This is a genomic window from Azohydromonas lata (assembly GCF_034427735.1).
Classification (GTDB): domain Bacteria; phylum Pseudomonadota; class Gammaproteobacteria; order Burkholderiales; family Burkholderiaceae_C; genus Azohydromonas; species Azohydromonas lata.
In genome coordinates this window covers 43204-56866 of sequence record NZ_JAXOJX010000030.1, presented here as the reverse complement: position 1 = coordinate 56866, position 13663 = coordinate 43204, and the positions used below count along the sequence as shown (strand labels likewise).

General features: G+C 68.3%; 12 protein-coding genes. 8 read left to right on the top strand and 4 right to left on the bottom strand.

Annotation, left to right across the window (positions count from 1 at the left end):
* The first annotated feature begins 3 nt into the window (after positions 1–3).
* Positions 4–555: a hypothetical protein gene (locus SM757_RS17990; RefSeq protein ID WP_322466544.1), complete on the top strand. Its 552-nt coding sequence runs from the start codon at positions 4–6 to the stop codon at positions 553–555.
* 355 nt (positions 556–910) lie between these two features.
* Positions 911–3055, top strand: coding sequence for a putative bifunctional diguanylate cyclase/phosphodiesterase (locus SM757_RS17985; protein ID WP_322466543.1), 2145 nt, complete (start codon positions 911–913; stop codon positions 3053–3055).
* 78 nt (positions 3056–3133) lie between these two features.
* On the opposite strand, the gene SM757_RS17980 is transcribed toward SM757_RS17985, so the two are convergent.
* The 3 genes from SM757_RS17980 to SM757_RS17970 all read right to left on the bottom strand — a co-directional run bounded on the left by SM757_RS17980 (position 3134) and on the right by SM757_RS17970 (position 6055).
* Positions 3134–3364 (bottom strand): DUF2783 domain-containing protein, encoded by a 231-nt coding sequence (locus SM757_RS17980; protein ID WP_066332395.1) that lies wholly within the window; start codon positions 3362–3364, stop codon positions 3134–3136.
* 17 nt (positions 3365–3381) lie between these two features.
* Entirely contained in the window at positions 3382–5037 is a 1656-nt protein-coding gene (locus tag SM757_RS17975) for an FAD-dependent oxidoreductase (protein WP_322466542.1), read from the bottom strand.
* A 241-nt stretch (positions 5038–5278) separates the two neighbouring features.
* Positions 5279–6055 (bottom strand): IclR family transcriptional regulator, encoded by a 777-nt coding sequence (locus tag SM757_RS17970; RefSeq protein WP_066332391.1) that lies wholly within the window; start codon positions 6053–6055, stop codon positions 5279–5281.
* A gap of 145 nt (positions 6056–6200) precedes the next feature.
* On the opposite strand from SM757_RS17970, the gene SM757_RS17965 reads away from it, so the two are divergent.
* From SM757_RS17965 to fahA, 6 genes are all read left to right on the top strand, one after another.
* The gene (locus SM757_RS17965) at positions 6201–7154 is read left to right on the top strand and encodes an MBL fold metallo-hydrolase (protein WP_066332491.1); all 954 of its coding nucleotides are present in this window, start codon (positions 6201–6203) and stop codon (positions 7152–7154) included.
* A gap of 103 nt (positions 7155–7257) precedes the next feature.
* Entirely contained in the window at positions 7258–8916 is a 1659-nt protein-coding gene (locus tag SM757_RS17960) for an FAD-dependent oxidoreductase (protein WP_322466541.1), read from the top strand.
* A gap of 20 nt (positions 8917–8936) precedes the next feature.
* The gene (locus tag SM757_RS17955) at positions 8937–9137 is read left to right on the top strand and encodes a DUF2783 domain-containing protein (RefSeq protein ID WP_066332490.1); all 201 of its coding nucleotides are present in this window, start codon (positions 8937–8939) and stop codon (positions 9135–9137) included.
* Positions 9138–9184: 47 nt separating this feature from the next.
* Complete coding sequence (locus tag SM757_RS17950) at positions 9185–10153, top strand: Bug family tripartite tricarboxylate transporter substrate binding protein (RefSeq protein ID WP_322466540.1); 969 nt, start codon at positions 9185–9187, stop codon at positions 10151–10153.
* A 73-nt stretch (positions 10154–10226) separates the two neighbouring features.
* Complete coding sequence (gene hmgA / locus SM757_RS17945) at positions 10227–11519, top strand: homogentisate 1,2-dioxygenase (protein ID WP_066332386.1); 1293 nt, start codon at positions 10227–10229, stop codon at positions 11517–11519.
* 23 nt (positions 11520–11542) lie between these two features.
* Positions 11543–12862 carry a fumarylacetoacetase gene (gene fahA / locus SM757_RS17940; RefSeq protein WP_322466539.1) on the top strand — a complete coding sequence of 440 codons (1320 nt, stop codon included), beginning with the start codon at positions 11543–11545 and terminating at the stop codon, positions 12860–12862.
* 41 nt (positions 12863–12903) lie between these two features.
* Here the strand turns inward: fahA and SM757_RS17935 are convergent, their stop codons facing one another.
* Positions 12904–13650, bottom strand: a complete 747-nt coding sequence (locus SM757_RS17935) for a transporter substrate-binding domain-containing protein (protein WP_322466538.1) — start codon at positions 13648–13650, stop codon at positions 12904–12906.
* Positions 13651–13663 lie beyond the last annotated feature (13 nt).

Here is a 13663-nt window from a genome sequence, read left to right as displayed (position 1 = left end):
CAAATGAAAGCCACAACTGCAATCCTGAGAGCGATCCTGGCGGCCGCCCCGGCAGCCCTGTACGCGGGCGCGGTGCTTGCCCACGTGGGCAACCTCGACGGCCGGATGACGGGCGGGGGCTCCTTCTTCTGCAATGGCGTGCGCATCACGCACGGCTTTACCTTGCATTGCAAGGAAGGAGAGGGGCCCAACCGGCTGGAGATCAACTTCAGCGGCGGCAACCACTTCCACCTCACGGAGCTCACCGACGTCAATTGCCTGGACAACCCGGCGCTGGACCCCGGCCAGCCGGTGGTGAGATTCGACACCTTGGTGGGCAGCGGCGTGGGCACCTACAACCAGGAGCCGGCCACCATCGAATTGGCCTTCACCGACGCGGGCGAGCCCGGCGGCACGGTGGGTTCATTCCCTCATGACGTGGCGGCCTTCTCCATCACGCTGGTCGGAGAAACCAAGCCCGTCATTTCCTGCGGCAAGACCCAGACGGATCCGCCCAGCGGGCCGCCGCTGCGTCAGGGCAACCACCAAGCGCATCCTGCGATCAACAAGCCTTGACGGAACTGGCCGGGCCCAAGGGGAGCCGTACCCACGGCTTGGGTCTGGCAGCACGCCGACTGTCACCGGAGTGTGAACTCCCGGGATGGACCGCTGCAGGGGTGGACATGGTCTGACGATAGTCAAACCACCACCCCAAGAAAGCAGGCTGGCCGCTTCCATCAGCACGACGTACGCCACTTGAGGTTCCAGGGGGTTGCTGCCCACGGCAGCGGCGGCCATCGCCCATGCCGGCAACGGTGAAGCCTTGGCTTGCCGACGTGGGCCGCTCCCTGGAGGCCCTTGCCGAACGACCATGCGGCTGGACTGTCGTCACACGGGGCCACCGGTGACGCAGCGGGCAGGCACGAAAACAATGCCGTCACTCGAATTTCTCCAGCCCGCCTACGACCTTCGCGGCGTCGCCTTGTCGGTGCTCGTCGCCATCCTCGCCTCCTACGTCTCGCTGGACCTGGCCAAGCGCGTGCAAAAGCGCGATCTCTACCTGCGGCTGTTCTGGACGACGGGAGGCGGCATCGTGATGGGCACAGGCGTGTGGGCCATGCACTTCGTCGGCATGCTCGCCCTGCAGATGCCCATGGAAGTCGGCTACGACCACTTCATGACCTTGTTGTCGTGGGCCTGCGCCGTCTCCACCTCTGCGCTGGCGCTGTTCATTTCGTCGCGGCCCCGCCTGGGCTGGCGCCTGCTGGTCTCGGGCGGCTTCGTCATGGGCGTGGGCATTTGCGCCATGCACTACATCGGGATGGCGGCGCTGGTGCTGGCGCCCGGCATCGTGTGGAACGGCACGCTGGTGATGTGCTCGGCGCTGGTCGCGTTCGCCGCGTCCGCCGTTGCCTTGTCGATATTCTTTCGCGTGCGCGTGCTCAACGGCCGCCAGGCCCAAGGGGCCCAGGTCGGCGCCGCCCTGGTGATGGGCCTGGCGATCAGCGGCATGCACTACCTCGGCGAAGCGGCGGCCAACTATCCGCTGAACGCGGTCTGCCTGAGCGCGCAAGCGCTGCATGGCGAGGGCCTGCATACCGTCATCATCCTCGCCTGCCTGGTGCTGATGCTGTTGACGCTCTTGGCCTCGCGGGTCGATGACCGCATGGGCAAGCAGGCCGCCAAGGTCAGCGCCGCGCTTGAAATGACCAGCGCCAGCCTCGACGGCGCCCATGCCGAGCTGGAGCGCCTGGCCATGACGGACCCGCTCACGGGGGTCTCCAACCGCACCCTGTTCCAGGAACGGCTTGAAAACGCCCTGGCGCGGCTGGAGCAGGGAACCGTCGCCAAGATGGGCGTGCTGTTCATCGACCTGGACGGCTTCAAGCCGGTGAACGACAGCTATGGACACGCCGTCGGCGACGCGCTGCTGCAGCAGATTGCCCTGCGTTTGAAGTCCGTCATCCGGGACGTGGACGCCCTGGCCCGCATAGGCGGCGACGAGTTCGTGCTGCTGGTGGACGACGTGGCCGCAGAGGAAGACGTGAGGCTGGTGGCACAGCGCATTCTCGATGTGATGTCCACCGCCTTCGAGATCGGCGCGCGAAGCGTGTCGCTGTCGTGTTCCATCGGCGCGGTGGTCTACCCCGATCAAGGCGAACGGGACCGGATCGTGGCGGATGCGGACGCGGCGATGTACGTGGCGAAGAACGGCGGCGGCAACGGCTACGCCTTCTTCAGGCCGCACATGCACGAAGACGTCTCCGAGCTGGTCGAACTGCGCCAAGCCTTGCGGGAGGCCGTGGAGACCCACCAGTTGCAGCTCCACTACCAGCCCAAGATCAGTGGACGCACGGGCCAGGTCAACGGCGTCGAGGCGCTGCTGCGCTGGATCCATCCTGTGCGCGGCCCCATCAGCCCGGCCGTGTTCATTCCGATTGCCGAACGATTCGGCCTGATCAACGCGATAGGCGCATGGGTCATTGACGAGGCCTGCCGCCAGATGGGCGCTTGGCAGGCCCAGGGCAGCAAGGTCCGGGTGGCGGTCAACCTGTCCAGCCATCAGCTTCGCAATGCCTGCATCGTCGAGCAGGTTCGTGACGCCCTGCAGCGGCACGAGGTGCAGCCGGGCCAACTGGTGTGCGAGATCACCGAATCCGTGGCCATGGAACGCAGCCAGGCTGCAAAAGGCATCATCGAAGGCCTCTCCGGCATCGGCGTGGTGGTGTCCATAGACGACTTCGGCACGGGATATTCCAGCCTGTCGTCGCTGCGCCAGATGCGCGTGAGCGAGCTCAAGATCGACCGGGAATTCGTCATGGACGTGCACACGAGCAAGGACGCCCGTGCCATCGTCGACGCCATCGTCCGGCTTGCTCACGCGCTGGACTTGCGCGTCGTGGCCGAAGGGGTGGAAACCGCAGCGCAGCGGGATGCCCTGATCGAGCTCGGTTGCGACGAGCTGCAGGGCTTCTTTTTCGCACGCCCCATGCCGCCTCAAGACCTCATGAAGCAGGGCTCGCCTTTGATGGGCGCCGCGTGCTCAGGCTCCGCCGAACAAGCGCTTTTCGCGTAGCCACCCCATCGGCCTTCCGGCGCGACCGGCGAGTACCGGCACGCCGGGCACGACCCGGCCGCCCACGGCCGGCCACGCTCACACCGCCACGCCCTGGCGCGCGAGGGCCATGGCTTCGCGCAACACGGCGATGTCGCCGACGTGGTTGCTCAGCAGCAGGATCAGCTTGGCGTTGACGAGCGCGCTTTGCTCGTCGCTGAGGTCACGATGCATGTCGATGAGCAACTGGTAGAAGTCGTCGCCCGCCGAAAAATCGCGGTAGTAGCGCTTGCCGGCTTCCGAGAAGTTGGGTTGCAGTTGAAGGCTCATGAAAATCTCCTTGGCAGTCAGGCGTTGCAGGTTGCACGGGCAACGGCTGCGCGCACATGTGCGGCATCCAGGCGGCGCCAGCGGGCGCACACATGCTGGTCGGGCCTCAGCAGGAAGGCGCTGCCGTCGCGGGCGTCGTAGCGGGCGGCCACCAGCCCCTTGACGTCCTGCAGCACGTGCACGCCCGGCAGCGTGGCGGCCTTGGGCGACACGATGAGGGGTTCCACGGGAATGGGCGCGTCCAGCAGCGCGCCCAGCAGGCTCTTGTCCACGGTGGCGGGGTCGTCCGCATACACCATCAACTGGAAGCGGTTGCCGATCTGGTCGATCAGCCAGGCCTGCCGGCCGTCGGCCACGACGGGTGCGTCCTCCATGGGCGCGCCGGGCTCCATGTCGCCGGCGAACACGTCAATGTCCGGCGTGTTGAGCGAGGAGCGGCTGTAGAACGCGGGCACGGACAGGCGCCCGGAGTTCACCAGCTTGCGGGCAAAGGCATGCTGCTGCGCGAGCTGCAGCACCGCGTTGCGGAAAGCCTTGCTGGTGTTGCTCTTGGGCGTGATGAAGTCGGTGGAGCGCGTCGAGTTCATGATGTTCTCGTCGGCGGCATGCACGCGCTCTTCGGAGTAGGTGTCCAGCAGGCGTTGCGGCGCCAGGCCGTCCAGCACCAACTTGAGCTTCCACACCAGGTTGTCCGTGTCCTGGATGCCGGAGTTGGCGCCGCGTGCGCCGAAGGGCGACACCTGGTGCGCAGCATCGCCGGCAAAGAGCACGCGGCCGTGGTTGAAGCGGCCCATGCGGCGGCACTGGAAGGTGTAGACGCTGACCCATTCCAGATCGAACTCGCGCTCGTCGCCCAACATGGCCTGGATGCGCGGGATCACCTTCTCCGGCTTCTTTTCCTCCTCCGGGTCCACGTCCCAGCCGAGCTGGAAATCGATGCGCCAGACGTCGTCGGCCTCGCGGTGCAGCAGCACGCTCTGGTTGCGGTGGAAGGGCGGGTCGAACCAGAACCAGCGCTCGGCCGGGAACTGCGCCTTCATGATCACGTCGGCGATCAGGAAGCGGTCCATGAAGATCTTGCCGTCGATGTCCAGGCCCAGCAGGTTACGCACAGGGCTGCGCGCGCCGTCGCACACGATGAGCCAGTCCGTCTCCAGCGCGTACACGCCGTCCGGCGTCTCGACCTGCAGCGTGACCTTGTCGCCCTCCGGCGCGACGGAGACGACCTTGTTCTTCCAGCGGATCTCGACGCCCATCTCCTTGCAGCGCTCCACCTGGAACTGCTCCAGGTAGTACTGCTGCAGGTTCACCATGCCCGGGCGCTTGTGGTCGGCCGCGGGCAGCAGGTCGAAGTTGAACACCTCGCCTTCGCCGAAGAAGGTGCGGCCCACGTTCCAGCCCACGCCCTTGTCCACCACGGGTTCGCCCACGCCCACGCGGTCCAGGATCTCCAGGGCGCGCTTGGCGTAGCACAGGCCGCGGGAGCCGACGGAAACGGTGTTGTCGTCGTCGAGCACGACCACGGGTATGCCGTGCAGCCGGCAGTCCAGCGCCGCCGTCAGGCCCACCGGCCCGGCGCCGACGATGACGACCGGATAGCGCCGCGGCCCGTCGCCGCAAAGCTCAGGCGGCTTGCGGTGCTCGAACTTGGGATAGGTGTAGCTCTTGAGCATGGCGTGTCTCCAAGGTTTTTGGACAAACTCATTTGTTAATAACTAACTTGTTTGCAGTTTATGGCTCAAGTTTGTTAATTGCAAATTCATTAACCTAGGGGAAACGCGCATTCGGGATGGGTGTGCCCACGGCGTGCGCCATGGCCCAAGACGTGAACAGGCAAAAAAAAGCGCCGGCATGCGGCGCAGTGGATGAAGGAACGGAGGATGGCGGTCGGCTTTGGGCGCCGGCCCGGGTCCGTCAGATTTTCGCGCCCAACTGGCGGGACAGCCCGCGCGCGCAATCGCGGATGGCGCCAGCCAAGGCGCCATCCCAGGCCGTGTCGAAAGTGGCGCTTGGGCCTATGCCGGTGATGGACAGCAGCAGCTGTCCCTGCCCATCGAACACCGGCGCCGCCAGCGCGCTCACGCCCTGGATGGCCTGGTCCACCACGCGGGCCATGCCCTGCACGCGTATCTCGGCCAGCTTGGCCTGGAAAGCCTGGTCATCCAGCCTCAGGGCGCCTTCGGCCGCCGAGGCCGCCTCCAAGGCCAGGACGGATTGCACCTCGTTGCCGGACCGATACGCGGCAAACAACCAGCCGGACGCCGTGCCGCGCAGGCTCATCACGGTGCCGTGGCGCATGGCCACGTGCACCGGGCTGGGCGCTTCGGCCACGCGCACGATGGTTGGGCCACGGTTGCCCCACACGGCAATGGCCATGGTGTGCCCCGTGGACGCGGCCAGGTCTTCGATCAGCGGCGTGGCCATGCGCACCGGGTCGAACTGCTGCAGGCTGATCAGGCCCAGCTGCATGGCCAGCGGACCCAGCCCGTAGCGGCCGCTGCCCGCCTCCTGCTCGATCAAGCCCAACTTGCAGAAGCTCACCAGGTAAGGATGGGCCTTGGCCGGTGCCATTCCCGCCTCGCGGGCCAAGTCTTTCAAGGCCATGGGCCGGCCCTGGTGGGCCAGCGCCAGCAACAACTGGCCGCCCACCTCGATGCTCTGTATGCCCCGGGAGCTTTTCTCGGCCGGCATAGCAGCCTCTTCAAAGGGTGGAATGGCTTCTTGCATAAATCACCTAAGGGTTTTCACTTGTCTAATTGATTAGACATTAGCGAAGGCTCTGACTAAGATCAAGTCCAACGTTAAACAATGCTGAATCAGTTCAGCGAAATTGATCATGAGCAAAGCGTTCGCCTCTCAAGCCGACCTGGAAGAAAAGAAGGTCAGCTTCACGCAGATTTCGGAGCATGCCTGGGCCTACACGGCCGAAGGCGACCCCAACACCGGCATCATCATCGGCGACGACGCCGTGCTGGTGGCCGACACCCAGGCCACGCCGGCCATGGCGGCGGACGTGATCCGCCGCATCCGCGAGGTGACGGACAAGCCCATCAAGTACGTCGTCCTCACGCACTACCACGCCGTGCGCGTGCTGGGTGCCTCGGCCTACGAGCCGCAGCAGATCCTGGCCAGCCAGGACACCTACGACCTGATCGTCGAGCGCGGCGAGCAGGACAAGGCCAGCGAGATCGGCCGCTTCCCGCGCCTGTTCCGCAACGTCGAGACGGTGCCCGCGGGCCTGACCTGGCCCACCATGACCTTCACGGGGAAGATGACGCTGTGGCTGGGCAAGCTCGAAGTGCAGTTGCTGCAGCTCGGCCGCGGCCACACCAAGGGTGACACGGTGGTGTGGCTGCCGCAGGAGCGCACGCTTCTGTCCGGCGACCTGGTGGAGTTCGACGCCACGCCGTATGCGGGCGACGCCTACTTCAAGGACTGGCCGCAGACGCTGGACAACATCGGCAAGCTCAACCCGCTGGCGCTGGTCCCGGGCCGCGGCGCGGCGCTGGTGGGCCAGGAGCAGGTGCAAGCCGGCCTGGCGGGCACGCGCGCCTTCGTCTCCGACCTGTATGCCGCCGTGCAGGCGGGTGCGGCCGCCGGCAAGGACCTCAAGAGCACCTACAAGGACGCCTACGCGCAGCTCGCGCCCAAGTACGGCCAGTGGGTGATCTTCGACCACTGCATGCCGTTCGACGTGACCCGCGCCTACGACGAGGCCACGCAGTACGCCGACCCGCGCGTGTGGACCGCGCAGCGCGACATCGACATGTGGAAAGCGCTCGAGTCCTGATCGCCCGCGCCTGAGCCGTGGCGCCCTGGCGGCGCCGCGGCCCTCACCGCCTTTGAACGCCATGCGTTGACCCGCAGGCCCCGTCACGCCCCTACGCCTTGCCATGCGCGATCCGCTCTACACCGCCTCCGGCACCGACATCCAGGCCACCGAGTTCGAATACCGGCGCAGCCCCGACCAGGACGCCGCCACGCCCGTGCGCCACCCGGTGGTGGTGGTCGGCGCCGGCCCCGTCGGCCTGAGCCTGGCCATCGACCTGGCGCAGCGCGGCCAGCGCGTGCTGCTGCTGGACAACGACCACAAGCTCTCCACCGGCTCGCGCGCCATCTGCTTTGCCAAGCGCACGCTGGAAATCTGGGACCGCCTGGGCGTGGGCCAGCCCATGGTGGACAAGGGCGTGAGCTGGAACGTGGGCAAGGTCTTCTTCAAGGCGCAGCAGGTCTTCCAGTTCGACCTGCTGCCCGAGGCCGGCCACGAGCGCCCGGCCTTCGTCAACCTGCAGCAGTACTACGCCGAGGCCTACCTGGCCGCGCGCGCCGGCGAGCTGCCCAACATCGAGATCCGCTGGCGCCATGCCGTGGCCGGCCTGGAGCAGGGCGGCGACGGCGCCCGCTTGGCCGTAGACACGCCGGATGGACGCTACGAGATCGTGGCCGACTACGTGGCCGCCTGCGACGGCTCGCGCTCACCGCTGCGCGGCCTGCTGGGCCTGGAAAGCAAGGGCCGCGTCTTCAAGGACCGCTTCCTCATCGCCGACGTGAAGATGAAGGCCGACTTCCCGGCAGAGCGCTGGTTCTGGTTCGACCCGCCCTTCCACCCCAACCAGAGCGTGCTGCTGCACAGGCAGCCTGACGGCGTGTGGCGCATCGATTTCCAACTGGGCTGGGATGCGGACCCGGAAGTCGAGAAGCGGCCGGAGAACATCATCCCGCGCGTGGAAGCATTGCTCCGCGCAGCGGCCGCCAGCAAGGGCGACGGCTTGCCGTTGCCCGCTCATCTGTTCACCCTAGAGTGGGCCAGCGTCTACACCTTCGCCTGCCTGCGCATGGACAGCTTCCGCCATGGGCGCGTGCTGTTCGCCGGCGACTCGGCGCATGGCGTCTCGCCCTTCGGCGCGCGCGGCGCCAACTCCGGCGTGCAGGACGCCGAGAACCTGGCCTGGAAGCTGGACCGCGTGCTGCGCGGCACCTCGCCGGAGGCGCTGCTGGACAGCTATGCCCGTGAGCGCGAATACGCCGCCGACGAGAACATCCTCAACTCCACCCGCGCCACCGACTTCATCACGCCCAAGAGCGAGATCAGCCGGCTGTTCCGCGACGCCACCCTGGCACTGGCGCGGGAGCACGGCTTCGCGCGCAAGCTCGTCAACAGCGGCCGCCTGTCGGTGCCCGCCACGCTGGACGGCTCCACGCTCAACACGGCCGACGGCGACGCCTTCGGCGCCCTGATGCGCCCCGGCGCCGCGGCGGCCGACGCGCCGCTGCGCATCGCCGGCCGCGACACCTGGCTGCTGCGCGAGCTGGGCCCGGAGTTCACCTTGCTGTGCTGGGGAATGGCCCCGGCCTGGGCCGCCGAGCTGGGCGCCAAGGTGCTGGTGCTGGACGCGCACAGCGACGCCGAAGGCCACGCGGCGCGGCGCTACGACCTGCAGCCCGGCAGCGCCTACCTCATCCGCCCCGACCAGCACGTGTGCGCGCGCTGGCGCCATCCCTCCCTGCCCGCCGTGAAGGCCGCCATGGCGCGCGCCTGCGCGCTGGCCTGACCTGCCGCGAGAACCCCGCCATGCCGCTGATCACCGAACCCAACCTGGATGCGCCCGACGACTTCTACGAGGCGCTCATCGACAGCCACCGCGACCTGACGCCGCAGGCCAGCCACGCGCTCAACGCCCGCCTGGTGCTGCTGCTGTCCAACCACATCGGACGCCTGGACGTCCTGAAGACGGCCCTGGCCCTGGCGCGTGCCAGCGGCGAAACGGCCTGAGCCCCCACGCACGCGAAAACCATCTACAACGACTGAAGGAGACTCCCATGACAACCCGACGCACTGCGCTGACCCTGCTGGCCCAGGCCACCTTGGCGACGCTCCCGCTGCTGGCCGCAGCCCAGGACAAGCCGCTGGAGTGGGTGGTGGGCTATGCCGCCGGCGGCGGCTCGGACATCGTGGCGCGCACGGTGGCCGAACAGATGGGCAAGACGCTGGGCCGCACCATCGTCGTGAACAACAAGCCCGGTGCCGCGACCAACATTGCCGCCGACTACGCCGCCAAGTCCAAGGACTTCGGCAACATCATGTTCACGGCCGACTTCGCCACGCTGGCCGTCAACCCCTTCCTGTTCTCCAAGCTGTCCTACAGCGCGGAAAAGGACTTCAAGCCCGTGGGCATGCTCGCGCGCTTCCCGCTGCTGCTGGTGGTCGCGCCCAACGTGCAGGTGAAGAACTGGCAGGAGTTCGTGGCTTGGGCGCAGAAGCAGGGCGACGGCGTGACCTACGCATCGGCCGGCGCCGGCAGCCCGCACCACCTCGCCGGCGAGCTGCTGCGCGAGAAGAGCGGCCTGAAGCTCGTCCACGTGCCGTACCGGGGCGCGGCACCGGCCGTGCAGGACGTCATGGGCGGCCAGGTCAACATCGGCCTGATAGACACCGCCAGCGTCCAGCAGTACGTGACCAGCGGCAAGCTGCGCGCCATCGGCGTGGCCAGCCCGGCACGGCTCAAGACTTTGCCGGACGTGCCCACGCTCGCCGAGCAGGGCGTCAAGGACTTCGAGGCCTACGCCTGGCAGGGCCTGGTGGTGCCGGCAGGCACGGGCGACGACGTGGTGGCCAAGCTCAACAAGGCCCTCGTCGCCGCGCTGGAGTCCACGACCGTGAAGGCCCGCTTCCAGACCCTGGGGCTGGAGCCGCTGCCGGGCACGCCGGAGCAGATGGCAAGCTACGCCCGCACCGAGCGCAGCCGCTGGGGCGCGCTGATCCAGGCCAACAACATCAGGCTCGACTGAGCCCCACCGCAACCCGCGGCGGCGCACCGCCCGCGCAAGGCGCCGCCGCATGACTTGCTGAAAGAGTTTTTCCATGACCGCATTGACGTACCAGAGCGGCTTCGGCAACCAGTTCTCCACGCAGGCCGTGGCCGGTGCACTGCCGCAAGGCCGCAACAGCCCCCAGCAAGTGGCGCTGGGCCTCTACGCCGAGCTGGTATCGGGCTCCGCCTTCACGGCGCCCCGTGCCGAAAACCGCCGCAGCTGGCTCTACCGCCGCCAGCCCTCGGTGGTGACCGGCGCCTACGTCCCCTACGAGCAGCCCTACTTCAAGACGGGCGCCAAGGACGGCGTGGCCGCGCCGCCGGACCCGTTGCGCTGGCACCCGACGCCGGTACCGCAGGGCGAGCACCTGGACTTCGTGGACGGATTGCGCACGGTGGTCGTCAACGGCGACGTCGATGCACAAACCGGCATGGCCGCGCACCTGGTGCTCATCAACCGCAGCATGCAGCGGCGCGCCTTCGTCAACGCCGACGGCGAGATGCTGGTCGTGCCGCAGGAGGGCGCGCTGCGCTTCGTCACGGAGATGGGCGTGCTGGAAGCCCAGCCCGGCGAGGTGGTGCTGCTGCCGCGCGGCATCGCCTTCAAGGTGGAAGTGCAGGGCGCCTCGCGCGCCTACGTGTGCGAGAACTACGGTGCCCCCTTCAGGCTGCCGGAGCTGGGCCCCATAGGCTCCAACGGCCTGGCCAATCCGCGCGACTTCCTCGCGCCCGTCGCGGCGTATGAGGACAGCGCGGGCGGCTACGAAATCATCAAGAAGTACGGCGGCACGCTGTGGCGCAACAGCCAGGCCGGCACGCCCTTCAACGTCGTGGCCTGGCACGGCAACCTCACGCCGCTGAAGTACGACACGGCCAACTTCATGACGATAGGGTCCATCAGCTTCGACCACCCGGACCCGTCCATCTTCACCGTGCTGACCTCGCCCAGCGACACGCCGGGCACGGCCAACTGCGATTTCGTCATCTTCCCGCCGCGCTGGATGGTGGCCGAGGACACCTTCCGCCCGCCCTGGTACCACCGCAACCTTATGAGCGAGTTCATGGGGCTGGTGTACGGCCAGTACGACGCCAAGCCCGAAGGCTTCAAGCCCGGCGGCATGAGCCTGCACAACTGCATGGTGCCGCACGGCCCCGACGCCGAAGCCTTCGAGAAGGCCAGCAACGCGCCGCTGGCGCCGCACAAGCTGGACAACACGCTGGCCTTCATGTTCGAGAGCCGCTGGCGCTTCCATCCCACCGCCTTCGCGCTGCAGGACGCTGAAGTGGACCGTGCCTACGCCGATTGCTGGGCCAACCTGTCGGACCGCTTCACGCAGCCTTGAGAGCCCATCCAGGAGTTCAAACGATGTCCCTCAACGAAACCCATGACCCGGCGCTGCGCAGCTGGGTCGCCTCGGCCCATGCGGCCGGCACCGATTTTCCGCTGCAGAACCTGCCGTTTGCCGTGTTCCGCCGCCAAGGCTCCAGCGAGCCCTGGCGCGGCGGCGTGGCCATAGGCGACCAGATCGTGGACCTGGCGGCCCTGGCCGCGGCCGGCGTGCTCAGCGGCGAGGCTGCCGCTGCCGCGCAGGCCGGCGCCCAGGACAAGCTCAACGCCCTGATGGCGCTTGGGCAGCCCGCCTGGAGCGCCTTGCGCCTGGCGCTGTCGCGCGCACTGCGCGAGGGCGCGGCCGAGCAGCCGCGGCTGCAGGGCTGCCTGGTGCCGCAGGCGCAAGCCGAGTACGACGTGCCCGCGCGCATCGGCGACTACACGGACTTCTATACCTCCGTGCACCACGCCACCAACATCGGCCGGCTGTTCCGCCCCGACAACCCGCTGCTGCCCAACTACAAGTGGGTGCCCATCGGCTACCACGGCCGCGCCTCCAGCATCGGCGTGTCGGGCCAGTCCTTCCGGCGCCCGCTGGGCCAGACCCTGCCGCCCGGCGCCACGCAGCCGTCGTTGGCCCCAAGCAAGCGGCTGGACATCGAGCTGGAGCTGGGCATCTTCGTCGGCCCGGGCAACGCGCAGGGCGAGCCGGTGCCCATGGAACAGGCCGAGGACCACGTTTTCGGCATCTGCCTGTTCAACGACTGGTCGGCCCGCGACATCCAGGCCTGGGAATACCAGCCGCTGGGCCCCTTCCTGTCCAAGAGCTTCGCCAGCACCCTCTCGCCGTGGGTGGTCACGCTGGAGGCGCTGGCCCCCTACCGCGTGCCCTTCGAGCGCCCCGAGGGCGATCCACAGCCGCTGCCCTACCTGGACAGCGACGCGAACCGCCGCGAGGGCTCGCTGGACATCCAGCTGCAGGTGGACCTGCTCACGCCGCGCCTGCGCGAGGCCGGCAGCGCCGCCACGATCTGCCGCACCAGCTACCGCCACGCCTACTGGACGGTGGCGCAGATGGTGGCTCACCACACGGTCAACGGCTGCAACCTGCAGCCCGGCGACCTGTTCGGCAGCGGCACGCTCTCGGGGCCGACGCTGGACCAGGCCGGCGCGCTCATCGAGCTCACCGCCGGCGGCAAGCAGCCGCTGGCGCTGGCCAACGGCGAAACCCGCACCTTCCTGGAGGACGGCGACAGCGTCGTGATCCGCGGCTGGTGCGAAAAGTCCGGCGCCGCGCGCATCGGCTTCGGCGAATGCGTGGGCACCGTGCTGCCGGCCTTGGCCACCGGCGCCTGAGCCTTGGCGCAGCGGGTTCGCTCCCGCACGCCGGCTGAGCGCTACTGGCCCTTGGGCGCGACCGATGCGCCCTGAATCCCGTGGCGCGCCAGGGCCTGGGCCACGAAGCCGGACGCCTTCATCTCTTCCACGAAAGCGGCCAGCGCCGCGGCCGCGGCGGCGCCACGGCGTTTGGGCACGCCCATGGCCTGGCGTATGACCATGAAGCGCCCAGGCAACAGCCGCAGGCCGCCCAAGCGCGCCGCGTCGGCCTGGAGCTGCTGCTTCACGCCGGCGGCCACGTCGGCCGCGTCACCCAGCGCCATGAAGGTGTCCACCACCGTCGGCGAGGTGGGCGAGCGTTCGATGCGCGCGTGCCGCAGCTCGCGCGTGAGGAAGAGGTCGTAGGCGCTGCCCTGGCCGACCACCACGGCGTGCCCGGCGCGGTCCACCTCCTCGTTGGCCTGCAGGGGCGAGCCCTCGCGCACGAGGTAGCAGCCCTCGATCAGCACGTAGGGCGCGGTGAAGGCGATGTCGGCGCCGCGCAGCGGGTCAATGGCGAAGAAGCCGACGTCGGCCCGCTCCTGCGCCACCACTTCCACCGACTTGCCCGCGGCGTCCACGACGACCAGCTCCAGCTCGACGCCCAGGCGCCGCGCCAGCTCGGTGGCCAGGTCCACCGACACGCCCTTGGCGGCGCCGGTGGCGGCATCGGTGCCGGCCAGGATGGGATTGCCCAGGTTGATGGAGGCGCGCAGCCGCCCCGTGGGCGTGAAGGCGGCTATGGCGTCTTGGTCAAAGGTTGGCATGTCGAAGGCCTTC

Bases quoted from the DNA above. Each gene is read 5' to 3' on its own strand.
- SM757_RS17990 (WP_322466544.1), top strand. From the start codon at position 4: ATGAAAGCCACAACTGCAATCCTGAGAGCGATCCTGGCGGCCGCCCCG.
- SM757_RS17985 (WP_322466543.1), top strand. From the start codon at position 911: ATGCCGTCACTCGAATTTCTCCAGCCCGCCTACGACCTTCGCGGCGTC.
- SM757_RS17980 (WP_066332395.1), bottom strand. From the start codon at position 3,364: ATGAGCCTTCAACTGCAACCCAACTTCTCGGAAGCCGGCAAGCGCTAC.
- SM757_RS17975 (WP_322466542.1), bottom strand. From the start codon at position 5,037: ATGCTCAAGAGCTACACCTATCCCAAGTTCGAGCACCGCAAGCCGCCT.
- SM757_RS17970 (WP_066332391.1), bottom strand. From the start codon at position 6,055: ATGCCGGCCGAGAAAAGCTCCCGGGGCATACAGAGCATCGAGGTGGGC.
- SM757_RS17965 (WP_066332491.1), top strand. From the start codon at position 6,201: ATGAGCAAAGCGTTCGCCTCTCAAGCCGACCTGGAAGAAAAGAAGGTC.
- SM757_RS17960 (WP_322466541.1), top strand. From the start codon at position 7,258: ATGCGCGATCCGCTCTACACCGCCTCCGGCACCGACATCCAGGCCACC.
- SM757_RS17955 (WP_066332490.1), top strand. From the start codon at position 8,937: ATGCCGCTGATCACCGAACCCAACCTGGATGCGCCCGACGACTTCTAC.
- SM757_RS17950 (WP_322466540.1), top strand. From the start codon at position 9,185: ATGACAACCCGACGCACTGCGCTGACCCTGCTGGCCCAGGCCACCTTG.
- hmgA (WP_066332386.1), top strand. From the start codon at position 10,227: ATGACCGCATTGACGTACCAGAGCGGCTTCGGCAACCAGTTCTCCACG.
- fahA (WP_322466539.1), top strand. From the start codon at position 11,543: ATGTCCCTCAACGAAACCCATGACCCGGCGCTGCGCAGCTGGGTCGCC.
- SM757_RS17935 (WP_322466538.1), bottom strand. From the start codon at position 13,650: ATGCCAACCTTTGACCAAGACGCCATAGCCGCCTTCACGCCCACGGGG.